Source organism: Nonomuraea sp. NPDC054003, assembly GCF_055585125.1.
The window spans coordinates 355,006-379,731 of record NZ_JBVJKR010000007.1 but is presented as its reverse complement, the minus strand read 5'-3'; the positions used below and the strand labels follow the sequence as shown (position 1 = coordinate 379,731).

The 24,726-nt window shown below is 71.8% G+C and carries 21 protein-coding genes; 8 read left to right on the top strand and 13 right to left on the bottom strand.

The genetic code is table 11. The features are described from left to right. The first annotated feature begins 71 nt into the window (after positions 1–71). Both ACZ6YG_RS21050 and ACZ6YG_RS21045 read left to right on the top strand, forming a co-directional pair. Positions 72–665 (top strand): TetR/AcrR family transcriptional regulator, encoded by a 594-nt coding sequence (locus ACZ6YG_RS21050; RefSeq protein WP_466018954.1) that lies wholly within the window; start codon positions 72–74, stop codon positions 663–665. Between the two features lie 172 nt (positions 666–837). After that, positions 838–1,737 (top strand): SDR family NAD(P)-dependent oxidoreductase, encoded by a 900-nt coding sequence (locus ACZ6YG_RS21045; protein WP_466018953.1) that lies wholly within the window; start codon positions 838–840, stop codon positions 1,735–1,737. 162 nt (positions 1,738–1,899) lie between these two features. On the opposite strand, the gene ACZ6YG_RS21040 is transcribed toward ACZ6YG_RS21045, so the two are convergent. The 7 genes from ACZ6YG_RS21040 to ACZ6YG_RS21010 form a co-directional block, all read right to left on the bottom strand. Further along, a complete protein-coding gene (locus ACZ6YG_RS21040; RefSeq protein WP_466018952.1) occupies positions 1,900–2,778 on the bottom strand; it encodes an ABC transporter ATP-binding protein in 879 nt (292 codons plus the stop codon). A 52-nt stretch (positions 2,779–2,830) separates the two neighbouring features. Continuing rightward, positions 2,831–3,598 carry an enoyl-CoA hydratase/isomerase family protein gene (locus ACZ6YG_RS21035; protein WP_466018951.1) on the bottom strand — a complete coding sequence of 256 codons (768 nt, stop codon included), beginning with the start codon at positions 3,596–3,598 and terminating at the stop codon, positions 2,831–2,833. Next, positions 3,595–4,206 carry a carboxymuconolactone decarboxylase family protein gene (locus tag ACZ6YG_RS21030; RefSeq protein WP_466018950.1) on the bottom strand — a complete coding sequence of 204 codons (612 nt, stop codon included), beginning with the start codon at positions 4,204–4,206 and terminating at the stop codon, positions 3,595–3,597. Before ACZ6YG_RS21030 ends, ACZ6YG_RS21035 begins: the two co-directional genes overlap by 4 nt. A gap of 29 nt (positions 4,207–4,235) precedes the next feature. Beyond that, on the bottom strand, positions 4,236–5,078 hold the full coding sequence (locus tag ACZ6YG_RS21025; RefSeq protein WP_466018949.1) for an ABC transporter permease: 843 nt from the start codon (positions 5,076–5,078) through the stop codon (positions 4,236–4,238). After that, positions 5,075–6,139, bottom strand: a complete 1,065-nt coding sequence (locus ACZ6YG_RS21020; protein ID WP_466018948.1) for an ABC transporter substrate-binding protein — start codon at positions 6,137–6,139, stop codon at positions 5,075–5,077. The genes ACZ6YG_RS21025 and ACZ6YG_RS21020 overlap by 4 nt, the downstream gene beginning before the upstream one ends. A 217-nt stretch (positions 6,140–6,356) precedes the next feature. Beyond that, the gene (locus tag ACZ6YG_RS21015; RefSeq protein ID WP_466018947.1) at positions 6,357–8,120 is read right to left on the bottom strand and encodes a CocE/NonD family hydrolase; all 1,764 of its coding nucleotides are present in this window, start codon (positions 8,118–8,120) and stop codon (positions 6,357–6,359) included. Further along, positions 8,120–9,136: a fumarylacetoacetate hydrolase family protein gene (locus tag ACZ6YG_RS21010; protein WP_271279434.1), complete on the bottom strand. Its 1,017-nt coding sequence runs from the start codon at positions 9,134–9,136 to the stop codon at positions 8,120–8,122. Before ACZ6YG_RS21010 ends, ACZ6YG_RS21015 begins: the two co-directional genes overlap by 1 nt. A 167-nt stretch (positions 9,137–9,303) precedes the next feature. Between ACZ6YG_RS21010 and ACZ6YG_RS21005 the strand changes: the two genes are divergently transcribed. Both ACZ6YG_RS21005 and ACZ6YG_RS21000 read left to right on the top strand, forming a co-directional pair. Then, positions 9,304–10,548, top strand: a complete 1,245-nt coding sequence (locus tag ACZ6YG_RS21005; protein WP_187281101.1) for an LLM class flavin-dependent oxidoreductase — start codon at positions 9,304–9,306, stop codon at positions 10,546–10,548. 148 nt (positions 10,549–10,696) lie between these two features. Beyond that, on the top strand, positions 10,697–11,842 hold the full coding sequence (locus ACZ6YG_RS21000; RefSeq protein WP_148030967.1) for an alpha/beta hydrolase family protein: 1,146 nt from the start codon (positions 10,697–10,699) through the stop codon (positions 11,840–11,842). A gap of 66 nt (positions 11,843–11,908) precedes the next feature. On the opposite strand, the gene ACZ6YG_RS20995 is transcribed toward ACZ6YG_RS21000, so the two are convergent. From ACZ6YG_RS20995 to ACZ6YG_RS20975, 5 genes are all read right to left on the bottom strand, one after another. Then, a complete protein-coding gene (locus ACZ6YG_RS20995) occupies positions 11,909–12,337 on the bottom strand; it encodes a Zn-ribbon domain-containing OB-fold protein (protein WP_148030966.1) in 429 nt (142 codons plus the stop codon). Continuing rightward, a complete protein-coding gene (locus tag ACZ6YG_RS20990) occupies positions 12,334–13,503 on the bottom strand; it encodes an acetyl-CoA acetyltransferase (RefSeq protein WP_148030965.1) in 1,170 nt (389 codons plus the stop codon). The genes ACZ6YG_RS20995 and ACZ6YG_RS20990 overlap by 4 nt, the downstream gene beginning before the upstream one ends. Positions 13,504–13,569: 66 nt before the next feature. Next, positions 13,570–14,787: an acyl-CoA dehydrogenase family protein gene (locus tag ACZ6YG_RS20985; protein ID WP_187281100.1), complete on the bottom strand. Its 1,218-nt coding sequence runs from the start codon at positions 14,785–14,787 to the stop codon at positions 13,570–13,572. After that, positions 14,784–16,364 (bottom strand): class I adenylate-forming enzyme family protein, encoded by a 1,581-nt coding sequence (locus tag ACZ6YG_RS20980; protein ID WP_466018946.1) that lies wholly within the window; start codon positions 16,362–16,364, stop codon positions 14,784–14,786. Before ACZ6YG_RS20980 ends, ACZ6YG_RS20985 begins: the two co-directional genes overlap by 4 nt. 1 nt (position 16,365) lies before the next feature. After that, the gene (locus ACZ6YG_RS20975; RefSeq protein ID WP_148030962.1) at positions 16,366–17,259 is read right to left on the bottom strand and encodes an SDR family NAD(P)-dependent oxidoreductase; all 894 of its coding nucleotides are present in this window, start codon (positions 17,257–17,259) and stop codon (positions 16,366–16,368) included. A gap of 138 nt (positions 17,260–17,397) precedes the next feature. On the opposite strand from ACZ6YG_RS20975, the gene ACZ6YG_RS20970 reads away from it, so the two are divergent. The 4 genes from ACZ6YG_RS20970 (at position 17,398) to ACZ6YG_RS20955 (ending at position 21,496) form a co-directional block, all read left to right on the top strand. Continuing rightward, positions 17,398–18,549 (top strand): acyl-CoA dehydrogenase family protein, encoded by a 1,152-nt coding sequence (locus tag ACZ6YG_RS20970; RefSeq protein ID WP_148030961.1) that lies wholly within the window; start codon positions 17,398–17,400, stop codon positions 18,547–18,549. Further along, a complete protein-coding gene (locus ACZ6YG_RS20965; RefSeq protein WP_261808478.1) occupies positions 18,546–19,028 on the top strand; it encodes a flavin reductase family protein in 483 nt (160 codons plus the stop codon). Before ACZ6YG_RS20970 ends, ACZ6YG_RS20965 begins: the two co-directional genes overlap by 4 nt. Before the next feature lie 44 nt (positions 19,029–19,072). After that, complete coding sequence (locus tag ACZ6YG_RS20960) at positions 19,073–20,260, top strand: alpha/beta hydrolase family protein (RefSeq protein WP_397197265.1); 1,188 nt, start codon at positions 19,073–19,075, stop codon at positions 20,258–20,260. An 87-nt stretch (positions 20,261–20,347) separates the two neighbouring features. After that, a complete protein-coding gene (locus ACZ6YG_RS20955) occupies positions 20,348–21,496 on the top strand; it encodes an amidohydrolase family protein (RefSeq protein ID WP_466018945.1) in 1,149 nt (382 codons plus the stop codon). Between the two features lie 69 nt (positions 21,497–21,565). On the opposite strand, the gene ACZ6YG_RS20950 is transcribed toward ACZ6YG_RS20955, so the two are convergent. Then, positions 21,566–24,562, bottom strand: coding sequence for a winged helix-turn-helix domain-containing protein (locus ACZ6YG_RS20950; protein ID WP_466018944.1), 2,997 nt, complete (start codon positions 24,560–24,562; stop codon positions 21,566–21,568). Between the last annotated feature and the right edge of the window lie 164 nt (positions 24,563–24,726).

Genomic DNA, 24,726 nt, shown 5'->3' with positions numbered 1-24,726 from the left:
ACTCGTACTTCCATGTACGAGCTTTGCCCTGACTATAACTCGTATGTGTGCGTACGCGTTAGAGTGCCGACATGGCTGAGCCGTCCATACGCCCCAAGCGCCGCGCCGATGCCGAGCGCAGCATCGCCCGCATCGTGTCCGCGGCCCGCGCCCTGCTGAGCTCTGACCCCAACGCGAAGACGGACGACATCGCGAAGGCGGCGGGCGTGGGGCGGATGACCCTGTACGGACACTTCGGCACCCGCGCCGAACTCGTCGAAGCGGCGCTCGTGGACGCGTTGAAGGCCGGTGACGAGACCCTGTCGGCCGTCGACCTGACGGGGAACGCCCGCGAGGCCATGACCCGCCTGCTGGCGTCGAGCTGGCAGATCGTGGCCGAGTCCGCGGCCCTGCTCGCCGCGGCCGAGGAGGTCCTCCCCGCGGGACGGATCAGGGAGCTGCACGAGCGACCGGTCCGGCGCATGACCGAGCTCGTCAGCCGCGGCCAGGACCAGGGCGTCTTCCGCGCCGACCTGCCCACCACCTGGCTGGTCAGCGTCGTCCAGTACATTCTGCACGGGGCGGCGACCGAAATACGGGCGGGGCGCCTCGCCCCTCACGACGCCGCGGAAGTGGTGACGAAGTCCGTGGAGTCGGTGCTGACCGGCCAGGCCGCCAAGAGATGAATTCGACCAGGTGAACAAAAGAAAGAAACAGCAGGTCAAAGGCCAGATTCCCGTCATTCGAGAGAATCTCTGTCCGTTCTATTCGTGACCTATGTCATTGCATTTATCGCCTTAAATGCTCCTATAATCGGAGACAAAGGCGGGATTCGATGAACAGCGCATGGAGAACGGCATGATGATTTCACCCGGCCCGTACGACGAGTTCGATCTGACGGGACACGCGTGCGTCGTCACCGGGGCCGCGCAGGGCATCGGCGCCGCCGAGGCGCGGCTGCTCGCGCGGCGCGGTGCGGCGGTGCTGTGCGCGGACCTGGCGGACACCGGGCCGTTGGTGGAGGAGATCCGCGACGAGGGCGGCATCGCCCTCTCCTGGCAGGGGGACCTCACCGAGCGGGGAGCGGCTGAGGACGTCCTGGCCGCCGCGGAGGGTTCCGGGCGGCCGGTCTCGGTTCTGGTCAACAACGCCGGCATCGTCCGTGACCGGATGGTCTTCAACCTGGACGACGCCGACTGGGACGCGGTGCTCGCGGTGAACCTGACCGCGCCCTTCCGGCTGTGCCGTGCCCTGGCCCGGCACTGGCGCGGGCAGCCGCGGCGCGCGGGACGGCGGATCATCAACACGAGCAGCGAGTCGGGGCTCTACGGCAACGCCGGGCAGAGCAACTACGCGGCGGCCAAGGCCGGTCTCGCCACGCTGACCTTGACCCTCGCCGCCGAGCTCTCCCGCTACGGGGTCCGCGTCAACGCGATCGCCCCCAGGGCACGCACCCCGATGAGCGAGGCCGCGTTCGGCACACTGCCCGGCGGCGCGCTGCCGCCCGACCGCGTCGCGGCCCTGGTCGCCTGGCTCGCCGGCCCGTCCGGCGAGGACGTCACCGGGCAGGTCTTCGTCGTCGCCGGGGACACCGTGCGGCGGATGCGCACGTGGTCGCCGGTGCGCGCGGCCCGGCAGCCGGAGGAGTGGTCGCCGGATACGAGCAAGCGCTTCCTGGCGGAGCTCTTCGACGGCGACGCCACACGTCACGAGCCCGCTCCGATCAGCGCCCTGTTCACCGGCGAAGCCACCGGGTAGCGCCCCGGCGGACCGACCGCCGGGATCGGCGATGGTGTGGCGGGGGGGGGGGGGGGGGGGGGGGCCCCCCCCCCCCCCCCCCCCCCCCCCCCGCCGATGCGAGGGACCGAACCCACCGCACCAGGCCCGCCGGCACGGAGGGGCCGGGACGGACGTACGTGATCAGGCACCGGTCCGCGTGTCCTGGGCCGTGCCGGGGATGAGGGACCGGCGGACTTCTTCCTCGATGAGGTTCCAGATGTGGTCGACATAGCCGGTGAACCTCTCGCCGCGCTTGGTGTGCAGATCGCGGGGGCGGGGGATGTCGATGCGGATCTCCTCACGGATGCGCCCGGGGTGGGCGGCCATCACGATCACCCGGTCGGCGAGCAGCACGGCCTCGTCGAGCTGGTGCGTGATGAACACCACGGTCTTGCGCTGCTTCGTCCAGATGTCGAGCAGCTCGGTCTGCATCACCTCGCGGGTCTGCGCGTCGAGGGCGGCGAAGGGCTCGTCCATCAGCAGCAGGGTCGGGTCCACCGCGAGGGCGCGGGCCAGGTTGACCCGCTGGCGCATGCCGCCGGAGAGCTGGTGCGGGTAGTGGTTCTCGAACCCGCGCAGCCCGACGAGCTCGATGCACTCCCTGCTCCGCGCGTCCGTCTCCGCCGAGCGACGGCCGCGGACGTCCAGGCCGAAGCGGACGTTCGCGAGCACGGTCCGCCACGGGTAGAGGGAGTCCTGCTGGAACACCACCGCCATGTCGCCGTGGCGGGGATGCGCCGTACGCCCGGACACGCGCACCTCGCCGGCCGACGGCGCGATCAGCCCGTCGATGGTCTTGAGCAGCGTGGTCTTGCCGCAGCCGCTCGCGCCGACGACGCAGACGAACTCCCCGTCCTCGACGGTGAGGCTGACACCGTCGAGGACCGTGGTGAAGGCGCCGCCGACCTCGTAGCCGACCGACAGCCCGTCGATCTCCAGCAGCGGCGACGCCCCCGGCGGGACGGGAGCGTCGATGGGGTTCTGGCCGCCGGCGGGGCGACGGCGGAAGGACCGGAGCATACGGCTTCCTCTCTCGAACTCGGCTCCCCGGAGCGGCCGGGCACGGCCGATGTCAGTCGCGGGCATCCTGGGAGAAAGAGCGGGCGTCGACGGCGGCGAGGGATTCCAGGGCCAGTCCGTGGGCGAGACCGAACTGCAGCTCGCGGCGGATCAGCATGGTGATGCACGCGCGGGTGTAGCGGAGCATGAGCGTGGTGTTGGCGGCGAGCTCGCGGGCGAGCTCCCAGGCCCGGTCGAGCAGCCGGTCCGGTGGCAGCACCTCCGCCACCAGGCCGAGTTCCAGGGCTTCGCGGGCGCCGATGGTGCGCCCGGTGAGCAGGAAGTGCCGGGCCCTGTTCATGCCCAGGAGCCACGGCCAGACGACGTGGACGCCGTCGCCGGGCACCACCCCGGCGACGACGTGCTGGTGGTCGGCGAAGACGGCGGTCTCCGAGGCGAGGACGATGTCGGAGAGGAGGGCGAGCTCGGCGTGCTCGGTGGCCGGGCCGTTCACCGCGGCGATGATCGGCACCTCGATGTCGAGCAGGTCGAAGAGCATGTGCCGCCCCTCGTGCGCCACCCGGTCCCAGCCCTGCGGGGTGGTGTTGCGCTTCTCGAACGCCATCTCGGTGAGGAAGTCGGGGCCGCTGCCGGTGAGGATGACGACGCGGTTGTCCGGGTCGGTGGCGATCTGCCGGAACGCCTCGGGCAGTTCGCGGTGCGCCCGCTCCGACCACTTCAGCGATCCGCCGTCGGTGTGCAGGGTCACCTGGAGGATGCCGTCCTCCCGCGCCATCCGCACGTCGCCGAAGCGGTCCCGGTACTCCTCGAACCTGCTCACCGCCCCTCCTCCCCGGGCCGCCGGCCGTCGGGCGCCCACGGCTGGTAGCCGGGTTCCAGCGGCACCTGGAAGGTGTCCATCAGCATGGTCAGCGCCCGCCAGATCGCGATGACGTAGCAGATCTCGACCACCTCGCCGTCGTTCGCGAGCACCTCCTTCAGGTCGCCCAGGGTCTTCTCGGAGACCCGGTCGTCGCGGGCCATCTCGTCGACCGCGCGCATCACGGCGCGTTCTGCGGGCCCGAATCCTTCGTACGCCGCGCCCTCGCGCACGCCGAGCACGTCGGCGGGCCGCTTGCCCGGCAGGTCGACGTCGACGGTCGGCGCGTAGTGGTGCGCCCACAGGTACGTGGAGCCGGTCACCCAGGCCACGCGCATGATCGCGAGCTCGCGCAGCCGGGTCGCCTCGGGCCTGCGGGTCAGTCTCCCTTCCCAGAGGATGCGGTCGTTGATCTCGTTCTCGACGCGGGCGGACTGCGGCGAGTTCAGCAGCAGCCGGTAGAAGAAGATGCTCGACATCTCCTCGCGCATGCCCGCCTCGACGGCGATCCGCGCCGCCTCCTCGACGGGGAGCATCGGGATCAGGCCCTGGGGTTCGTCGGTCGGCATAGCCGTGGTCTCCCTGTCGTGGGTGCGGGTCATCCCTGGCCTGACTGCCAGGGGGCGACCCGCCGTTCCAACCATTCGAAGATCTTGACGAGCAGCACGCCGGTGACGGAGAAGATGAGCACCCCGGCGAGCAGCACGTCGGTCTGGAAGTACTGAGAGGACACGAGGATCCGGTAGCCGAGGCCGCTCTGGGAGCCGAAGAGCTCGCCGACGACGACGCCGATGAGCCCGCGCCCGATGCCCATGCGGATGCCGGCGACCAGGAACGAGACGGAGGTCGGGAACCGGACCATGGTGAACAGCTGCAGGCGGCTCGCGCCGAACGACCGGGCCGCCTCCAGGTGCTGCGGGTCCGTCGCCCGGATCCCGGCGTCGGTGTTGATCGCGATGGGCAGGACGACGAGCATGAACACCAGGAGCACGGTCTTGGTCTCGCCGATGCCGAACCAGAGGATGAACAGCGGCGCGAGCGCGACGAGCGGGGTCGCGTACAGCCCGTTGATGAGCGGGTCGATGTAGTCCTTGGCGCGGCGGCTGGTGCCGAGGAGCAGCCCGAGCAGCACCCCGGCCACGAGCCCGGCGCCGAACCCCTTGAGGAACTCGTCCGCGCTGACGAGCAGGTCCTGCTGGAGCGTCCCGTCCGCCCACATCGTGCCGACCGCCTGGACGGTGCTGATCGGTCCGGCCAGGAAGAGCGGGTTGGCGACGAGATACTCGGCCGCGACATGCCAGACCACGAGGAAGCCGGCGAAGCTGACGATGGCCCGGTAGCCGCGCCATCGGCGGCCGGAGCCCTTCCGCCGGCGCGGCCCCGGCGCGGGGGGCGTGGTGGTGTGCCGCGCCCGCCGCTCGCGGGAGGTCACCCCGCTCATGCCGCCGTCTGGCCCGCGGGAAGCAGGCCCTTGGGGCCCGGGCCGTTCTTCACCGAGTCGGGGAGTTCGTCGAAGGCGGCCTTGACGTGGGAGTTCTCGATCAGTCCCGCGATGTCGGACGGCACGGAGGCGTCCAGGGAGCCGCCGGACTTCATCAAGGAGATCGTCCGGGGGATCACCTCGTCGGCGATGACGCCGTCGCGCGGGTACGCCCCGGAGGTCACCCAGGTGTAGGAGGCTTCGGCCACGTCCGGCTCGACCTGCGCGTTCCTGGCCAGCAGGTCGATCACCCGGTCCTTGTTCGCCGGGTCGTAGAGGAAGGCGATGGAGGCGAGATAGCCCTTGAGGAAGGCGCGCGTGGCGTTGGGGTGCTCGGCGACCCAGTTCTTCAGGGCGATGATGCCGAAGAAGGACAGGTCCTGGTATTCGGGCACCTGCTGCAGGTCGTACAGGATCTTGTAGCCCTGCCGTTCCAGCAGCGTGGACGTGGGCGGCAGCACCGCGATGCACTTGATCTGGCCGGACTGCAGGGCGGCGAGGGCGGGGCCGGCGTTGAGGTTGACGTTCGTGAGCTTGAAGTCGGCGCCCACCTTCAGCTTGCCGCCGTGCTCCATCATCTTCGACAGGTAGAGGGCGTCGCCGATCCCCTCCGGGTTCTGCGCGCCGCACGTCGCGCCCCTGAGGTCCTCGAAGGACCGGACCTCCTTGGGCACGACCAGATACTCGGGGTACGACCGGTAGCCCTCGGCGACGGCGATGACGCGCGGGTCCTTCTGGTGGGCGAGGACGACGGCGTCGTACACGGTGGAGGTGAACTGCACCGAGCCGCCGATCATGGCGGCGAGCGCGTTCGGGCTGGACTGCGAGTAGATCATCGACACGTCCAGGCCGTGCTCCCTGAAGATGCCGAACTCGACGCCGACCTGGATGGCCCAGTTGCCGGCGTTGGCGGTGACGCCGCTGAAGGTCACCTTGTCCACCTCGGGCCCGGCGGCGCCCGCCGTGCTCGTCTCGGGCGTGACGGCGGGGGGTTCGCCGGCGCCGCACGCTCCGGCTGTCACCAACAGGACTGTCGCGGCGAGGATCCGAAGGGCACGGGCGGCACGGGTGGCACAGGTGGGGGGCATCGAAACTCCTAGGCGGGATTCGCGTGCGTTGCTCGACCTCACCCGAACGCCGTTATCGGCATCGTTACCGGCGCGCGGGCGGGGGCGGACGATCGGGGCGGCCACGGCGGAGTGGCCTGCGGCGACTCCGTTACCGGGCCGCCGCTACAGGTCACGGGGCGGGTTCCTCGGCGGGTTCCTCGGCCGGGTCCTCGGCGGGGACGAGAGGGAGGACGAGCGCCGACGGGTGGCGGTCGTCGTGGACGACGGTCTGCCGCGCGGGGCGCAGGTCCTCGGGCGCGGTGGCGGTGCCGTCCTCGGTGCCGGCGTGGCGGTCGTACTTGGGGAACGAGCTGCTGGAGACCTCCAGCCGGATGCGGTGGCCCGGCAGGAAGACGTTGCCGGTGGCGATCAGGTCGACTTCGACGCGGACCGGCCCGGACGCGGCGGCGGCGACCTCCGCCGCGGTCACCCGCCGGATGCCGTCGCAGAGCAGGAACGCCCGGCCGTCGGGGTGGACGTCGACGAGCTTCGCCGTCACGTCCGTGGCGGGAGCGTCGGTGACCAGGTGCAGGACGGCGTGGACGGGGCCGATCACCTCGACCGGGCCGGTCAGCGGGTCGCTGCTGTAGACGAGGACGTCGTCGCGGTCCTCGATCGCGCTCTGGTCCATCGGGCCGGAGTTCGCCGCCGGGTTGGGCAGGTAGGTCGCGCCGCCGCGGGTGGGCACGGGGTCGCGGGGGTCGTACCGGAACGTGTCGGGCGGCTGCGGCCCCTCGGGGGGTGTGCGGGACAGGCGGCCGTCGCCGTGGCGGGAGTTGGCGGCTCCCCCGCTGTGCAGGTACCAGGGGGTGGCGCGGGCGCGGGCGAGCGGCCACTCCCGCTCGTCGCGCCACTCGTCCACGCCCATGACGAACACGCGCACCGGCGGCAGCTCGGGACCGCCGGCGCCGGACAGATGCTGGGCGAACCAGGCGAGCTGCAGTCCTTCCATGTCGATCGCGGCGGGGAAGCGCCGCTCGGGGCCGCAGGCGTCGCCGAACAGGGCGGGCGACCACTGCGTCCACGGGCCGATGATCAGGCGCTGCCGTTCGGCCGCCGGGCCGCCCGCGGCCTTGATCGTCTCGTACGCGGCCAGGTTGCCGTCAAGGTGGACGTTGTACCAGCCGGCGACGTGCAGCACGGGCAGGTCGGTCGCGGCGAGCGCGTCACGGGCGCTGAGCGCGTGCCAGTACGGGTCGCCGGGCGGGTGGGTGAGCCATTCGCGGTAGTGCGGTGCGATGCCGTCCAGGGCGGGCGCGTCCGTCAGCGGCAGCCTCCCGAAGGCGGCGTCCGGGTCGCGCAGGGCGCCGGCGAGCGCCCGCGCCGTGTCCTGGTGCGCGGCGGCGCCGTCGCGGGCTGCCGCGCGGCGGAGCTGGTCAGGGGCGAGGTTCGCCAGGCTCCACCACAGGTTGAAGCCGAGCTGGAACGCGCCGCCGCGCCAGACCCAGCCGCTGTCGTACTCGGACGCGGTGAAGTGCGGCACGATCGTGCGCAGCGCGGGCGGCCGGCGGCGCAGCGCCTGCCACTGCGGGACGCCGTTGTTCGACGCCCCGTACATGCCGACCTGGCCGCTCGACCACGGTTGCGCGGCGGCCCAGCCGACGCACGCGGCGGCGTCCTCGCCGGAGCCGGCGAACGGGCGGAACGGCTCGTCGCCGCCTGAGCGGAACCGGCCGCGGGCGTCCGCCACGACGACCACGAAGCCGTGGTCGACCGCCCGCTCGGGGTTGATCACGCCGTAGACGGAGGCCCAGTTCGCCTTGTCGTAGGCGGTGTACTGGAGCAGCACCGGCCGCGGTCCCGCCGCCGGGTCGCGGTACACGTCGGCCCGGAGCACGACGCCGTCGGGGAGCGGGATCGGCACGTCCCGCTCGCGCAGGATCGCCGGGCGCATCAGGATTCCCCCGCGCGCTCCACGCGGGTCTCCAGCGCGCCGAGCCCGTCGATCTCCAGCCGGATGACGTCGCCCGGCTTGATCCAGCGGTCGATCTCGATCCCGGCGCCGGTGCCGACCGTCCCGGAGCCGAGCATGTCGCCGGGCAGCAGCGTCTCCCCCGCCGAGGCGTGCGCCACGATCTGCTCGATGGACCAGTGGATCGACCCGGCGGAGCCCCGCGACCACAGCTCGCCGTTGACGAAGGCCCGCATGCCGGCCTCGAAGGGGCGGGGGATCTCGTCGGCGGTGACGAGGTACGGCCCAGTGGCGCAGCCGCGGTCGAAGCCCTTGGTCTTGGCCGGGCCGACCGCGGTGCCCATCTCGCGGCGCTGGACGTCGCGGCAGGACAGGTCGTTGAAGATGGTGAGCCCGGCGATGTGGTCCCAGGCCCGCTCGGGCGGGATGTCCCGGCCGCTCCTGCCGATGACGATCGCGAACTCCAGCTCGTAGTCGAGCTTCTCGGTGTACGCCGGCCACTGTCCGACCTCGTCAGGGCCGAACACCGACGCGCTGCGGGTCACGTAGTGGGAGGGCGCCTCGTACCACGCCGGCGGGACCTCCCTGCCCAGGTTGCGCAGGGCGTTGACCATGTGGTCCTCGAAGGCGAAGAAGTCGCGCAGCGCCGGCGGGCGGTCGACGGGGGCGAGCAGGCGGACCGCCTCGCGCGCGTGGGCGTGCGGGCCGAGCGGGCCGGTCTCCCGCCGCGCGGCCTCAGGGTCGCCGAGCGCGCCGAGGAGCCGCTCCGCCTCACGCTGGGCGCGTCCGCCGGAGCCGAGCAGGGCGACCGTGCTCCCCGGGAAGGTGGCGCGGGCGAGCTCCGCGGCGCGGCCGGGCTCGCCGCCGTCGGCGACGATCTCGGAGGCCAGCAGCGCGGCCAGGTCGACGATGACCGGCGCGTCGAGCGCCCCCACCGCGGCCCCCGCGCGCACCTCCGCGTCCGGCCAGCCGTGCGGCGTGAAGCGGCAAATCCTCATCTGGAACCCTCCGTAGATCATGGCCGGCTGCCGGGTTTGTCGTGCGGCAGGTTCTATTTCCGAGGCCGTTACTCCCTCATTAACGGCGGCGCGGAACGGCCCGGTAACTGCGCGCCCGTTGGATGACGGCGAAGGATTCTGTCAGCCAGCTGCTGAGGAGCGAGATTTTGAGTGTCAAGGCGATCGTGCAGCTCTATCCGGTCATTCCGGCCGAAGGCGGTGCCGCGGGGCGTGCCGCCCGGCGCCCGCTCGGGCGGGATCGGGACGAGTTCCAGAAGGTGATGCGGGACTGGGCGAGGATCGCCAAGGCCGCCGAGGACCTGGGTTACTGGGGCATCGCCGGGATCGAGCATCATTTCCACTCCGAGGGCTACGAGGTGGCCCCGTCGCCCGGCGTGGTGAACGCGTGGCTCGCGGCGCACACGAGCCGGATCAACGTCGGCACCAACGGCTACGTGCTCGGCACCCATGACGCGATCCGCGTCGCCGAGGAGTGCGCGATGCTCGACCACATGCTCGAAGGCCGGTTCTGGGCCGGGGTCAGCCGCGGCTACCAGTCCCGCTGGACCGACGTGCTGGGCCAGCACCTGGGCACCCCGGCGACGCTCTCCGACGGCGGCTCCGCCGACAAGGAGAACCGCGTCATCTTCGAGGAGCAGGTCGAGCTGATGCTCAAGGCCTGGACCGAGGACTCCTTCGACTTCAACGGCGCCAAGTACCAGGTCCCGTTCCCGTACGACGCCGGCATCACCACCTATCCGGCCACCGACACCGCGTCGCTGATGGGCGCGGTGGACGAGGTCGACGAGAACGGCGTCATCCGGAAGATCTCGGTCACGCCGCCGCCGTACCAGCGGCCGCACCCGCCGGTGTTCGTGGCGTCGTCGAGCTCGGAGGAGTCGATCCGGTACTGCGCGCGCAACGGCTTCGTCGTGACCAGCTTCTCCCCCGCGGCGAAGACCGAGGAGTTCGCGAAGATCTACGCCGAAGAGGCCGCCAAGGTGGGCCACCCGGTGCCGCTCGGCGCGAACCAGGCGCCCGTGCGCTGGCCGCACGTCACCGAGTCCGCGGCGGCGTACGACCAGGCCCTGCGCGACTACGACGCGGACATGTTCGAGAACTTCTACGCGAAGTTCTTCAAGAAGAAGATGCCGGTGAACGGGGACGTCGTGCAGGCCATCAAGGACTCCGGCCTGTTCCTCGGCGGCACCGTCGACCAGGCGAAGGCGCAGTTCGCCGCCGAGTGGGAGCAGGTCCCGTACGAGTACTCCGTGCTGATCTGGCACTGGGCGCAGCAGCCGACCGACGACCTGATCCGCGAGATGGAGCTGATGGCCACCAAGGTCTACCCGGAGATCGGCGGCCTGTCCGGCCCGCAGGAGCGTCCGCGGGCGCAGTGGGCCACCACCTGACCCGCCCGGCGCGCCGGCCCGCGCCTGCCGCGCGGCGGCGGGCGCGCCGGGTAACGCCATCCGTAATGCAACCGCTTGTACTGTACTGACCAGAGAGAACCGCACGGCCCCGGCCGCGCGTTGTCATACCGTTCCATGAGGAGTCGCCGTGTTCGAGTTCTTCCCGGGCGACCACGTCCGGTCGTCGAGCGTGAACCTGGCCCTGATGGCCGGCGGCTCGCTCGCCGACATCGGGCGCTGGCTCGGCCCGCTCCGGGACACGCCGGAGGCGGGCCTGGACGCCTGGGCGGCCGCCTGGGCGGGCATGGCGCACCAGCAGGAGGCGCTCGCCGCGGGCGACGTCCGCGCCGGATACCTGGCGGCGGCCGGCCGGCGGTATCTGCGCGCGTCGGTGTACCACGCGACCGCCCAGCGGCAGATCCCGCCGGGGCCGACGAAGTCGGAGAGCTACGCCGCGTCCCTGCAGGCCTTCGGGAACGCCATGGACTGTGGGGCCCTGCCGCTGGTGCGCGTCCACGTCGACTCCCCCGACGGCACGCTGCCCGGCTACCTGATCGCGCCGGACGCCGCCGACCCGCGGCCGGTGGTCATCGTGTACGGCGGGCTCGACCTGACCAAGGAGATGCTCTACGCCACCGTGGGCGCCGCGTTCGCCCGCCGGGGCATCACCTGCCTGGTCATCGACACCCCGGGCACCGGGGAGCTGATCCGGCTGCGCGGCGTGCCGTCCCGCCCCGACTACGAGGTGCCGACCGCGGCCATCATCGACCACCTCCAGGCCCGCCACGACGTGGACGCGCGGCATGTCGCCGTGCTCGGCGTCAGCTTCGGCGGCTACTACGCGGCCCGCTCGGCGGCGTTCGAGCCGCGGGTCTCGGCCTGCGTCTCGTGGGCGGGCAGCTGGGACTGCGGCGCGCTGTGGCGGCGGCGCTGGGACGAGGCCGAGGCCGAGCCGACGTCGTGGTTCCTGCCCTGGGTGACGGGCACCGGCACGATCGAGGAGGCCCTGGAGCGGCTGGAACTGTGGACGCTGGCCGACGTCTGGCCTCGCGTGACGCAGCCGCTGCTGATCGTGCACGGCGAGAACGACCGGGAGATCCCGGTCGCGGACGCGCGCCGCGCCTTCGAGGCCGCGGGCTCCGCCGACAAGCGGCTGCACGTCTTCGCCGCCGCCGACGGGGGCGCCGAGCACATCCAGTCGGACGACCCCGCCCCCGCCCTCGACCTGATCGCCGAGTGGCTCTCCCTGCGCATGCCGGTGCTGCCGGAGCCGCCGGTGCCCGCGCTCGCCTGAGCGCCCCGGACACGAGGAAGCCGGGAGGGGAATCCCCTCCCGGCTTCCGCGTTGCCGGGGAGCGGCTCAGGTGGCCGCCGGTCGCCAGAACGGCAGCGACGCCTCCTCGTTCAGCGGGACGAACTCGACCTCGACCCGCATCCCGATGCGCACCTCGTCGACCTCGCAGCCGATCACGTTGCCCATGATGCGGGGGCCCTCGTCGAGCTCGACGACGGCGACCGCGTACGGGGTCCACTGGTTGAACGGGTAGGCCCCCTGCTGGCGCACCACCGAGAAGGTGTGCACGGTGCCCCGGCCCTCCGTGGTGAGCCAGCCGGGCGTGTCACCGCACTCGACGCAGATCTGGCGAGGGTAGAACTGGCGGTGGCCGCAGCCGGGGCATTCCTGGACGAGCAGCTCGCCGCGGAGGGTGGCCTCCCAGTACGGGCGGCCGGCCGCGTCGAGCAGCGGGACCGGCCGGCCCTCCGTCGGCGGGGTGGTCACGTTCGTCATGCCTTGTCCTTTCCGAGTATCACGGTGCCCATCGCCGACAGCCAGCCGCCCGAGCCGCACGCGAGGGCCACCTCGGCGCCCGCCACCTGGGCGTCGCCGGCCTGGCCGCGCAGCTGCCTGGTGGCCTCGATGAGCAGGAAGATGCCGCGCATGCCGGGGTGGCAGGAGCTGAGCGCGCCGCCGTCGGTGTTCATCGGGAGGCTGCCGCCGAGCTGGAGCGCCCCGGAGGCGGCGAACGGGCCGCCCTCGCCCTTCTTGCAGAAGCCCAGGTCCTCCAGCATGAGCAGCGCGGTGATGGTGAAGCTGTCGTAGAGCTGTACGGTGTCGACGTCGTCGGGGGTGAGACCGGCCTGCGCGAACGCCTCCTTGCCGCTGCGCTCGGCCGCGGTGCGGGTGTAGTCGGGCATCTGGCTGATGTTCCAGTGGGTCTGGGCCGACGCCGCGCCGAGGATGTGGACCGGGGGCTGGCGCAGGTCGCGGGCGCGCTCGGCGGTGGTGACGATCACCGCGCCGCCGCCGTCGGAGACGACGCAGCAGTCGAACAGGTGCAGCGGGTCGGCGATCATGCGGGAGTTGACGACGTCCTCGACCGTCAGCGGCTTGCGGTACTGGGCGTTGGGGTTGAGCCCGGCGTGCGTGCGGCAGGCCACGGCGATCGCGGCCAGCTGCTCGGAGGTGGTCCCGTACTCGTGCATGTGCCGCTGGGCGGCCATCGCGTACGCGCCGATCAGGGTGTTGCCCCAGGGCGCCTCGTACTGCAGCACGCCCGCGACCTGCTCGCCCGGCTTCTTGGCGCCGAAGCCGGGGTTGGTGCCCGACTTGGTGTACAGGTCGGAGCCGTAGACGATGAGCACGGTCTCGCACAGGCCGGCTTCGATCGCCGCCTTGGCGTGCTGGACGTGCAGCTCGAAGCTGGAGCCGCCGACGGCGGTGCCGTCGAAGTACCGGGGGTTGATGCCCAGGATCTCCGCCATGGTGCCGGCGTTGTCCGGCTGGGCGAAGTCGCCCTGGGCGCACATGAACCCGTCGATGTCGCTCTTGCGCAGGCCGCTGTCGGCGAGCGCCCGCTGGGTGGCGAGCACGTGGTGCCCGACCGCGTCGAGGTGCGGTGCCTTGGGGTAATCGCTCAGGCCGATGCCGGCGATCACTGGCGTACGGTCAGCCATGGATGTGTTGTCTCCTCGGATGCGCGAAGGGATGGCGCGCCGCCTGCGGGCGGCGCGCCCGCGGTGTCAGGTCGAAGGGCGGGGTTCGCGGGGCAGGCCCAGGATGCGCTCGGCCATGATGTTGCGCATGATCTCGTCAGTGCCGCCGGCGATGCGCCGGGACGGCGCGCTGAGCGCGAGCTCGGCCCAGACGTAGGTGCCCCACTCGCCGGTGTCGGCCGTCATGCGCGGGCCGAGCACGCGGCCGGCGAGCTCGCCGATGGCGCGGACGTTCTCCGAGTCCATCAGCTTGATGATCGAGGCCTCGGCCCCCGGCTCGCCGCGGCCGGCGGCGCGGGCGGCGGTCCACCGGATCACGTCCCGCCGGATCGCGATCCGCGCGAACTCCTGGCGGATGTGCGGGTCGCCGTCGAGGCCGAAGTGCTGGATGAGACCGAGCAGCCGCTCGACCGGGTCGGTGGCGGGCGAGGCGGTGCGGTAGCCCATCGACGCCCGCTCGTTGCCGAGCGTGGTCATCGCCACCTTCCAGCCGTCGCCCGGCTTGCCGAGCACGTGGCTGTCGGGCACGAAGACGTCGTCGACGAACACCTCGTTGAACGCCTCGCCGCCGGTGAGCTGGCGCAGCGGGCGGACCTCGACCCCCGGATCGTGCATGTCGACCATCAGCATGGTGAGCCCGGCGTGCTTGGGCGCGTCCGGGTCGGTGCGGACGAGCATCTCGCCGATGTCGCTGTAGTGACCGCCGGAGGTCCACACCTTCTGCCCGGAGACCCGCCAGCCGTCGCCGTCGCGGACTCCCCTGCTCTTCACGCCGGCGAGGTCGGAGCCGGCCTCGGGCTCGGAGAAGAGCTGGCAGGCGAGGAGGTCCGCCCGGTACAGCGCCCGCAGGTACCTCTCCTTCACCTCGGGCGTGCCCCAGGCGAGCAGCGTCGGGGCGACGATGTGGTGGCCGACGATGAAGCAGGCCTCGGACGGCAGTTCGTAGTCGGCCGCGACCTCGTCGAACAGCTCCTGGTAGCGCTGGTCCCGGCCGGCCCCGCCGTACGCCACGGGGCCGGTGAGCCAGCCGAAGCCGGCGTCGAACAGCTCGCGGCGGAAGGCCACCGCGGCCGCGACCATGCTCAGCTCCTCCTCGCGGGTCGGTTCCGCGCCCGCGCTGAGCTCGTCGGGACCGTTGCCCCAGCCCTCCTCCCATTCCGGCAGGGGCTTGGCGTGGGTGTCGAGGAAGGCCCGGACGGCGTCCTGGAACGCGGTCTCGTCCGGGTTCCGGCGCTGGTCGTTCACGATTGCTCCCGAAGCAGGCGGTGGAGCACCTTGCCGCTGGCGTTCTTGGGCAGGGTCTCGGTGTGGACGCGGATGTGGTCGGGCACCTTGTACTTGGCCAGGCGCTCGCGGCAGAACCGCTGGAGGTCCTCCGGCGTGGCCTCGGTCCCCTCGGCGAGCACGACGTGGGCCCGCACGGTCTCGCCCCAGTGCGGGTCGGGGACGCCGACCACGGCGCACTCCACCACACCGGGGTAGGCGAACAGGGTGGTCTCGATCTCCAGCGGGTAGACGTTCTCGCCACCCCGGATGATCATGTCGTCCTTGCGGCCGGCGAGGTAGAGATAGCCGTCCTCGTCGAGGTAGCCGAGGTCGCCGCCCTTGAACCAGCCGCCGGAGACGACCTGGGCGGTCTTCTCCGGCTGCCCGTGATAGCCGCTCATCACCATGTCGCTGCGGGTGACGATCTCGCCGACCTCGCCCACCGGCACCTCGTTGCCGGCGGCGTCCCAGATCTGCAGGTCGATGTTGAAGCCGGGGCGGCCGACCGACCCGAGCAGGTGCGGGTGGCCGTCGAGGGCGCGCACGTGGTCCTCGGGGGTGAGCACGGTCTGCATGCCCGCCTCGGTGCCGGCGCCGAAGCCGTTGTAGAAGTCGCACCGCATGATCGACATGGCCTGGGTGAGCAGGCCGGGCGACATCGGCGCGGCGCCGTAGAAGACGGAACGCAGCGTGGCGAAGTCGTCCGGTCTCACATCCGGCTGCCGGAGCAGGGCGCTGATCATGGTGGGGACGAGGAACACGTCGGTGAGCCCTTCGCGGCACCACCGCAGCAGTTCCGCCGGATCCCACTGGGGGACGATCAGGGACGCCGAGCTGCGGCAGATCGCGTTGAGCACGAGGCTGAGCCCGGCGACGTGGTAGAGCGGGGACGCCGAGTAGCGGAACTCGTCCCGCAGGAAGCGGTACTCCAGGACCGCGTTGGAGACCATCGTCTTCCACATGCGGTGCGACTGCATGACGCCCTTGGGCAGGCCGGTCGTGCCGCTGGTGTAGGCGAGCGCGACGATGTCCTCGTCGTCGACGACCGCCTCCCGCGGCGCGCCTCCGGCCCCGCGCCGGAGCACCTCCTCGAAGGGCGTCGTGCCCTCGCTCCCGCCGAAGCCCACGACGTGGTCGAGATGCTCCAGGTCGTCCCTGGCCGCCAGCACGTCCGGCGCGTACCGGTCCCCGACGAAGATCCAGGACGCCTCGGAGCTGCGCAGCAGCGTCGTGACCTCCGCGGGTGACAGCCGGAAGTTGAGCGGGACCGCGACCGCCCCGAGCTTGAACAGGGCGAGGAAGGTCTCCACGTACTCCGGCGAGTCGGTGTCGAGCACGGCGACCCGGTCCCCCTGCGCCAGGCCCATCGCCTGCAGACCGGAGGCGAGCCGGTGCACCCGGTCGCGCACCTCGGCGAACGTGCGCGTGCCTGACGGGGTGACGAAGCAGTCCCGGTTCGGCGAGCGCTTGGCCGCCATGTCGATCCACTCGCCGATCTGCGTCCTCGACAGGCGCCGCCCGGTCAGGGAGGCCGGGCGGAGGCGCTGCGCGGTCATCTCACTTCCCCAGCATCTTGGCGAGCAGGGTCATCTCGGCCATGCTGTTCTCCGGCACCACGTAGCCGGCGTCGTCGAAGATCTCGGTCAGGTTGTCGCGGACGTCCTCGGCGGTCAGGTCGCCGTTCAGGTATCCGCGGGTGACGCCGACGAACACGCGCGCCACGCGCCCGCCTCCCGCGCTGAGGATCTCGCCGGACGGCTCGCAGGAGTCGTGGCACAGGTACGCGACCACCGCCGAGACCAGCGCGGGGTCCAGGTGGTCCGCGAGCGGGTTGTCGAAGCCCTCGGTCATGCGGGTCTGCGCCACCGGGCCGATCGCGTTCGCCTTGATGTCGTACTTGCGGCCCTCGATCGCGAGCACCTTGATCAGGCCGACCAGGGCGAGCTTCGCCGCGGCGTACGACGACTGGCCGAAGTTGCCGAAGAACCCGGCCGACGACGAGGTCACCACGACCCGCCCGAACCCCTGCTCCCTGAAGTGCGCCCAGGCCGGGCGGGTGACGTTGAACGCGCCCTTCAGGTGCACGTCGAGCACCGGGTCCACGTCGTCGGGGCTGGTGTTGTGGAAGGTCTTGTCGCGCAGGATGCCCGCGTTGTTCACGATGACGTCGACCCGGCCGAACGCGGACAGCGCCGTGTCGATCACGGCCTGGCCGCCGGCCACGGTGGCGACCGAGTTCGTGTCGGCCACCGCGATGCCGCCGAGCTCCTCGATCTCCTTGACCACGATCGCCGCGCGGTCCTGCTCCACCCCGTCCCCGGACAGGGACGTGCCCATGTCGTTGACGACCACCTTCGCACCGCGGCGCCCGAGTTCGAGAGCGTGGGCCCGGCCGAGCCCTCCACCTGCTCCCGTGATGACGGCGACACGACCGTCGAAGCTGAGATCCACGGCAATTTCCTCCTTCTCGGGGCGGGGTACGCACCGGCGTCGGCACCAGCCGCACTCTTGCGCGCGAGGAGTTACTGCGGGCGTTACGGCTTCCGCCGCTCATGGCCGGTGCACGCCCGCGGCCTACCGTCCCCTGACATGAGCGGACTTCAACAGCTAGCCGACGCGACCGCGTCGTTCACCGGCCTCGCCGAGGAGCACGAGGACTTCCGGGAGAGCGTGCGGTCGTTCGTTGAGCACGTCTCACCGGAGACACAGGTACGCCGCCTCATGGAGGACGAGCGGGGTTACGACCCGCTGGTGTGGCGGCAGATGGCCGAGCAGCTCGGCCTGCAGGGGCTCGCCCTGCCCGAGCGCTTCGGCGGCTCGGGGGCGACCTTCCTCGAACTCGGCGTGGTGCTGGAGGAGATGGGCCGGGCGGTGATGTGCGCCCCGTTCTTCTCCACCGTGGTGCTCGCCGCCAACGCGCTGCTGCACTCCGGTGACGAGCAGGCGAAGGACGATTTCCTGCCGGGCATCGCGGCCGGCGAGACGATCGCCACGGTGGCGCTCGCCGAGCGCTCCGGGTCGTGGTGGGGCGAGGACGTCGAGGCGCGCGCGGCCGTGGAGGACGGCATCTGGCGGCTGACGGGCGTCAAGTCGTTCGTCCTGGACGGGCACGTGGCCGACCTGCTGCTGGTCTTCGCCAGGACCGGCGCCGGCCTGTCGCTGTTCGCGGTCTTCGGGGAGGCCGCCGGGGTGACCCGGAAGCCGCTGCCCACCATGGACCAGACCCGCAGGCAGGCGGTGCTGGAGTTCGACCGCAGCCCGGCCAGGCTGATCGGGCCCGAGGGCGGCGCGGGGCCCGTGCTGGAGCGGGTGCTCGACCTGGCCGCCGCCGGTCTCGCCGCCGAGCAGGTCGGCGGGGCGCAGCGGTGCCTGGAGATGGCGGTCGAGTACGCGAAGGTGCGCAGCCAGTTCGGCCGGCTGATCGGGTCGTTCCAGGCGATCAAGCACAAGTGCGCCGACATGCTCATGGCGGTCGAAACAGCTCGGTCCGCGGCGCACTACGCGATGTACGCCGCCGGCGAGGACCTGCCGGAGCTGCCCGTGATCGCCAGCCTGGCCAAGGCGTACTGCTCGGAGGCCTACACGATGGTCGCGGGGGAGAACGTGCACGTCCACGGCGGCATCGGATTCACCTGGGAGCACCCGGCGCACCTGTACGTCAAGCGGGCGATGTCGTCGGCGCTGCTGTTCGGCGACCCCGACCGGCACCGGGCCCGGTACGCGGACGGGGTGGGACTGTGAGCACGCTCCCGGGCATCGCCCGCGACGACCTGCGCGGGGTGATGGCCTGCTTCGCGACCGGCGTCGCCGTGATCACCGCCGCCCAGCCCGGCCGGCCGCCGGTGGGCATGGCGGTCAACTCGTTCGTGTCGGTGTCGCTGGACCCGCCGCTGGTGCTGTTCTGCGCCGCACACACCTCGTCCACGTGGCCGGCGATCCGCGCCGCCGGGCACTTCTGCGCGAACGTGCTCGCGGCCGGCCAGGAGGAGCTGGCCCGGGCGTTCGCCCGCAAGGGCGACCGGTTCGCGGGCGTGACGCACACCCCCGGCATCACCGGCGCGCCCGTGCTGCGCGACGTGCACGCGCACATCGAATGCAAGATCGTCGAGACGTACGAGGCCGGCGACCACACGGTGGTGCTCGGCCGCGTGCTCGATCTCGACGCCGACACCGAGGCCGCGCCGCTGCTGTTCTACCGCAGCGCCTACCGGCTGTTCTGACGCCCACCCGCGATCTCTGACCCGGAACGTACAGGAGGACACACGTGGTAGCCGCGATCCGCCAGGCCGAATGGCACGCGCAGTTTCCCGAGGACTACCGATGGTCGTACAACGTCATGCTCGTGCTCGCCGTGATCCCGGCCGGCGGCGCCGAGGTCGGCGAGGTCGACAGGGTATGCCGGCGGCTCGCCGGGCACGTGGGGGACGACGAGCGCTGGTTCCGCGAGTGGCGCGCCATGGGCGACCAGGTCCGGGCGCTCGCCGAGGAGGCGCGGGAGCTCGGCGACCGGCGCGCCGCCATGGCGCACTACCGGCGGGCGACCAGTTACTACTTCGCCGCCGAGCGGTTCCGCTTCCCCAAGGACGACGAGGCGCTCGACGCCTACCGCGCGATGGTCGACTGCTTCCGGCTGTCCGCCGAGCTCGACGACCGGTACCGGGTCGAGTACGTGGACGTCCCGTACGAGGACACGGCGCTGCCCGGCTTCTTCGTCTCCGCCGCGCGCTCGCCCGGCGAGCGGACGCCCGCCGTGCTGTTCATGAGCGGCTTCGACGGCAACAAGGAGCACAACTGGTTCCTCGGCGTCGAGGACCTGCTCGCCCGGGGCGTCTCGGTGCTGTCGCTGGACAGCCCCGGCGTCGGTGAGGCCGTGCGCTTCCGCGGCGTCTCCCTGCGGCACGACTACGAGGTGGCCGGCAGCGCGGCCGCCGACTGGCTGCAGGGCCGCGACGACGTGGACCCGGAGCGGATCGGCGTGCTCGCGCTGAGCCTCGGCGGCTACTACTCCTCGCGCAGCGCGAGCATGGACCCCCGGTTCAAGGCGTGCGCCGCCTGGGGCGCGATCTGGGACTACCACCGGGTCTGGAGCGAGCGCATCGAGGCCGCGTTCGCCAAGCAGCTCCCGGTGCCCGGCGAGCACCTGGTGTGGTCCACCGGGACCGGCTCCACGCAGGAGGCGCTGAAGGTCCTGGAGGGCTTCCGGCTGGCCGACGTGGTGCCCCGGATGAAGGGCGCGTTCCTGCTCGTGCACGGCGAGGACGACCAGCAGGTGCCGGTGTCCGATGCCCACCTGCTCTTCGAGGCGTGCGGCTCGCCGGACAAGACGCTGCGGATCTTCACCGCCGAGGAGGGCGGCGCGCAGCACTGCCAGATGGACAACCTGTCGATCGCCGTACCCGAGATCAACCGGTGGCTGGCCGACCGGCTCGGCGCGTCCGCCACCTCCCGATAACGACCGGCTTAACGGTGCGCCGCCTAGCGTGCCCCGCACCAGCCGGAACAGATCCGACGACCGCCCACCACCTGGAGAGAGCTCACGATGTCTACCGGTAACCCCCGTCCGCTGATCTCGGTCGACTCCCATGTCGTGGAGCCGAAGGACCTCTGGCTCAAGAGGCTGCCGCAACGCTTCCAGCACCAGGCCCCGCAGGTGCAGTCCACCGAGCAGGGCGACTACTTCATCGTGCCGAACACGGGGATGTCGCCGAAGCCGGTCGGCACCGAGGGCGCGATGATCAACACCAAGATCAACGGCGTGATCACCAAGCCCACCGGCTACCGTTTCGAGGACCAGCGGGCGGGCGCGTACGACCCGGTCGCGCGCCTGGAGGACCAGGACAGCCAGGGCGTCCGGGCCGAGGTCGTCTATCCGGGCTGGCTGATCGTGCACAGCATCCCGGACTTCGACCTCAAGGTCGCCTGCGTCCGCGCCTACAACGACTGGCTGTTCGAGGAGTTCTGCTCGCACGCCCCCGACCGGCTGATCGGCGCCGTCGCGCTCCCCGTGGGCAACGGCCCGGTCGAGCCCGCGATCGAGGAGGCGAAGCGCTGGGCCGCGCGCGGCGCCAAGACCTTCCTCCTCCCCCAGGCGGTCCCCGGCATGGCCTGGGGCGACGCCCACTGGGAGCCGCTGTGGGCGGTGCTGGAGGAGATCGGGGTGCCCGTCGGGTTCCACCAGGCCGCCGGTCAGGTCGCCATCTTCAACGACAAGACCACGCCCGGCGTGTTCTGGACCACCGCCATCGGCAACAAGATCAGCCTGGGCTGGGTGTTCATGCAGCTCGTCTACGGGGCCGTGCCGGAGCGGCATCCGAACCTGCGGTTCATCCTCGTGGAGGGCGGCATCGGCTGGATCGCCTTCCAGCTCAACACGATGGACCACATGTTCACCGACCACCACCGCTGGACCGTGCCCGAGCTGTCGATGAAGCCCAGCGAGTACTTCAACCGCAACTTCTGGGCCACCTTCGAGGACGACCGCCCCGGCATCCTCACCCTGCCCATGCTCGACGAGAAGCGCCTGATGTGGGCCGGCGACTACCCGCACACCGAGGGCAACTTCCCCTTCGCCCAGGAGCAGGTCGCCCACGACTTCCAGGACGTGGACGACGCCGTCGTGTCCGCGATCACCCACGACAACGCGATCGACCTGTTCGGCCTCGACATCCCCCGCCTCGTCACCTCCTGACGGCGAACGGTGCGGCGGCGGCCCCCTCCGGCCACCGCCGCACCGTTTTCGCGCGGGTCGGGCCCGCGGTCAGGTCGCCCGAAGCTCGCGGACGAGCTGCCGGGTCGCCGGGGTCGGCTCGACCCCGAGTTCGGCCAGAGCCGTGGTGAGCCGCTGGAACTCGGCCAGGACCGCGTGCGGTGAGCCCAGGGCCCCCTCCACCCGCATCCGCACGCAGTAGGCGGACTCGCAGAACGGGTCGCGGTTGATCGCGAACGTGGCGGCCTGCCTGGCACGCTCCAAATAGCCCAGGGACACCGCCACCTGGGCCGCGTCCACCGCCGCGTTCACGATCATCACCTCCAGCTCGTGACGGCGCTCCTCGGCCCACTCCAGCTCGCTCTCGGGCAGGTAAGGTCCCTCGACCATCTCCAGCGTGGACTCGATGCAGTCCAGCCGCTCCTCGCCCCGCAGCCGGTACGCCTCGCCGATCATCCGCTCGAAGCGCAGGTCGGTGCTGTCCACGTACAGGCCGTCCGCCCAGCGGACGTGACCGTGCGCGGTCCTGGACAGGTTCACCCCCGTCGCCTGGCGCAGCTTGTGCACCACCTGGCGGAAGTAGTTGCCGCCGCGGCGCGGGTCCGCGTCGGGGAACAGGCGCTCCTGCAGCCGGTGCCGCTCCACGCCCTCCGGGTGCAGCGCGAGATAGGCGGCCAGCTCCAGCACCTTGGTGCGGCGCGAGCAGCGGGGCACGCCGTCCACGATCAGGTCGACCACCGGGCCGTGCGTGTGCACGTCCACGACGATCACCCGCTCGGAGGGGACGGCCGGCTGCCGCTTGCGCACCTCCGGCGGCTGCTGCCCGACGAGCTGACGCCAGCGGGTGCCGCCGGCGTCGTTCTCGATCTGGCGGCGCAGCACGCCCGGTACGTCGTTCAGCGCGTTCTTGAGCACGAACAGGCAGCCGATCGAGCTGGCGGTCGCGTAGGCGAGCTCGACCGCGGCCGACGCCGCCTCGGCACGCCCCAGCCGGGCCTCGGCCTCGGCGAGGTAGGCCGCGGCGAACGGCAGCATGAGCGTGCGGCCGGCCGCCCGCATCGCCTCGGTGGCGGTGCGCAGCACCCGGGCGGCGTCCTCCGGCCGGTCGATGCGCAGGTAGGCGAGCCCCTGGAAGGTCTGGCCCCACTCGGCGTAGCAGCGGTTGCCGCTCGCCGCCGAACGGCTGATCGCGTCGGCGAGCGTCATGCGGGCGTCGTCCACCCGGCCCAGCGCGAGCTGCAGGACGCCGACCACGACCTCGAAGCAGGGCTCCCAGCCGAACAGGGTCCTGCGGCTGTGGTCGACCGCGGCCTCGGCGGCCGCCAGCGCCTCCTCGACGTGCCCCTCGGCCCACAGCAGCCATGCCTCGTGGAAGAACCACAGGTCGGTGTGGGCGCCGAACTTGATCGCCTCGGGCACCTCGTCGAGCAGCTCGCGGGCGAGTGCCAGTTCGCCCCGCCACACCAGGGCGAGCAGCGGGTGGGGGGTGCGGAAGAAGGAGCGCGGCGGCCAGTCCCCCTCGTCGGGGAGCATCCGCAGGAGCTGGTCGAGCCGCCCCTGCACGAGCAGTCCCCACGAGTAGACGCGCTCGCTGTCCACCCAGTCGCGGCCGGGCGGCGGCGGCACCGGCTCGCGGCCCGCCACCGCCTCCAGCTCGTAGCGGACCGCCTCGGCCCGGAAGTCGCCCTCGTAGCCGCGCACCAGCTCCAGGGCATCGGCCGGGCGCCACTGCATGGCGTAACCGACGAACGCCACCGCACCGGGGTCGGCCTTGGCGACGTCGCTGAGCACGCCTTCCTGGTGCAGCCGGAGGATGAGCGCCTGGGCCTCGGGGATGCGCCGCACCCCGTACAGCGCCCGCAGCGCGGCGCCGAGCAGGACCGGACGGGACTCGACCGCCGCCGGGCCGAACGCCTCCAGCCAGCGCAGCAGCACCTGCCAGTCCGCGCGCGCGGCCAGCGCGGCCACGGCGCGCTCGGCCGCGTCCGCGCCCTTCTCCAGCTCTCCCGCCTCCAGGTAGGTCTCGACGGCGTCCTCGTGCATGCCGCACTGTTCCAGCAGGCGGGCGTAGCGGCTCTGCAGCTCGGGCAGCTCCCCGGGCAGGCGGGCCTGCAACTGCTCACGCAGATGCTGCCGGAACCGGGGGTGGTAGACGAGCGCCCGGTCGACCTTGGTCGCCGGCAGGTGCCGCGAGCCCAGCGACTGCCACAGCCGGTAGCCCTTCTCGCCGCAGAGTGCGACGGCGGCCCTTGCGGTGACGCCGGCCGGGATCGACGTACGCAGCAGGAAGTCCTGCTCCTCCTCAGGGAGGCGGGCGAGGATCTCCCGGGAGACGAAGCCGGCCAGCACGTCCGGCCCGTTCCCCGACTGCAGCCCGGGGACGATGTCGAAGGCCACCGCGGCGATCCAGCCCTTCGTGGCCTCCATCAGCGGCGCCGGGTCCCGGCCGCCCTGGCCGTGCGCGGCGAGCAGGGTGCGCGCCTCGTCCATGCTCAGCGCCAGGTCCTCGCCGCTCACCCGGGCGATCCGGCCCTGCAGCATCATGCGGCCGATCGGGCCGCCCAGGTCCTCGCGGCTGAGGATGATCGTGCGGACGTTCGGCGGCAGGTAGTCGAGGAAGACGCCGAGCGCGTCGACCGCCTCGTCCGCCTCCACCAGCCATTCGCAGTCGTCCAGGACGAGCAGCAGGGACGTGTCGTGGATGCCCTCGGCGAGCATCGCCGCGACCTCGGCCGCGGGGAAGCCCTCCTCCAGCGCGGTCTCCACCGTGCGCGGCGCCTCGGGGTTCACCTCGGCGAGGGCCTTGGCCAGGTAGGTCATCAGCCGGGACGGGCTGCGGTCGCCGGCGTCGAGCGTCAGCCAGGCGAGCGGCCAGCCGAACCGCGCGGCGAACATCCGGGTCTGGACGGTCTTGCCGGACCCTGCCGCGGCGAAGATCACGATGGTCTCGTAGACATCGAGGAGGGTGGCGAACTGCTCGTCAAGGCGGTCTCGGGCGATGGTGCCACGTGGTAGTCCCGGGGGGAGGACCTTGTGACTCAAGATCATGCCGACCTCAGTTCACGGAAGTGTAACGTCACGCAAGGCCGCCGAAATCCCCGCGTTACGGCGGTGTGGTCTCTCCATAAAGTGGTACGGGACGACCAAAGTCAAGACTTCTTGGCCATTTAATGTCATTTGGGCGATATATCCCCATAGAGATCACTTAGGGC

What these genes read in the sequence shown, in the direction of transcription:
- ACZ6YG_RS21040 (WP_466018952.1), bottom strand. Translation starts at nt 2,778, where the DNA reads ATGCTCCGGTCCTTCCGCCGTCGCCCCGCCGGCGGCCAGAACCCCATC.
- ACZ6YG_RS21025 (WP_466018949.1), bottom strand. Translation starts at nt 5,078, where the DNA reads ATGAGCGGGGTGACCTCCCGCGAGCGGCGGGCGCGGCACACCACCACG.
- ACZ6YG_RS20955 (WP_466018945.1), top strand. Translation starts at nt 20,348, where the DNA reads ATGTCTACCGGTAACCCCCGTCCGCTGATCTCGGTCGACTCCCATGTC.
- ACZ6YG_RS20980 (WP_466018946.1), bottom strand. Translation starts at nt 16,364, where the DNA reads ATGACCGCGCAGCGCCTCCGCCCGGCCTCCCTGACCGGGCGGCGCCTG.
- ACZ6YG_RS21050 (WP_466018954.1), top strand. Translation starts at nt 72, where the DNA reads ATGGCTGAGCCGTCCATACGCCCCAAGCGCCGCGCCGATGCCGAGCGC.
- ACZ6YG_RS21045 (WP_466018953.1), top strand. Translation starts at nt 838, where the DNA reads ATGATGATTTCACCCGGCCCGTACGACGAGTTCGATCTGACGGGACAC.
- ACZ6YG_RS20970 (WP_148030961.1), top strand. Translation starts at nt 17,398, where the DNA reads ATGAGCGGACTTCAACAGCTAGCCGACGCGACCGCGTCGTTCACCGGC.
- ACZ6YG_RS21030 (WP_466018950.1), bottom strand. Translation starts at nt 4,206, where the DNA reads ATGCCGACCGACGAACCCCAGGGCCTGATCCCGATGCTCCCCGTCGAG.
- ACZ6YG_RS20995 (WP_148030966.1), bottom strand. Translation starts at nt 12,337, where the DNA reads ATGACGAACGTGACCACCCCGCCGACGGAGGGCCGGCCGGTCCCGCTG.
- ACZ6YG_RS21015 (WP_466018947.1), bottom strand. Translation starts at nt 8,120, where the DNA reads ATGCGCCCGGCGATCCTGCGCGAGCGGGACGTGCCGATCCCGCTCCCC.
- ACZ6YG_RS20950 (WP_466018944.1), bottom strand. Translation starts at nt 24,562, where the DNA reads ATGATCTTGAGTCACAAGGTCCTCCCCCCGGGACTACCACGTGGCACC.
- ACZ6YG_RS20990 (WP_148030965.1), bottom strand. Translation starts at nt 13,503, where the DNA reads ATGGCTGACCGTACGCCAGTGATCGCCGGCATCGGCCTGAGCGATTAC.
- ACZ6YG_RS21010 (WP_271279434.1), bottom strand. Translation starts at nt 9,136, where the DNA reads ATGAGGATTTGCCGCTTCACGCCGCACGGCTGGCCGGACGCGGAGGTG.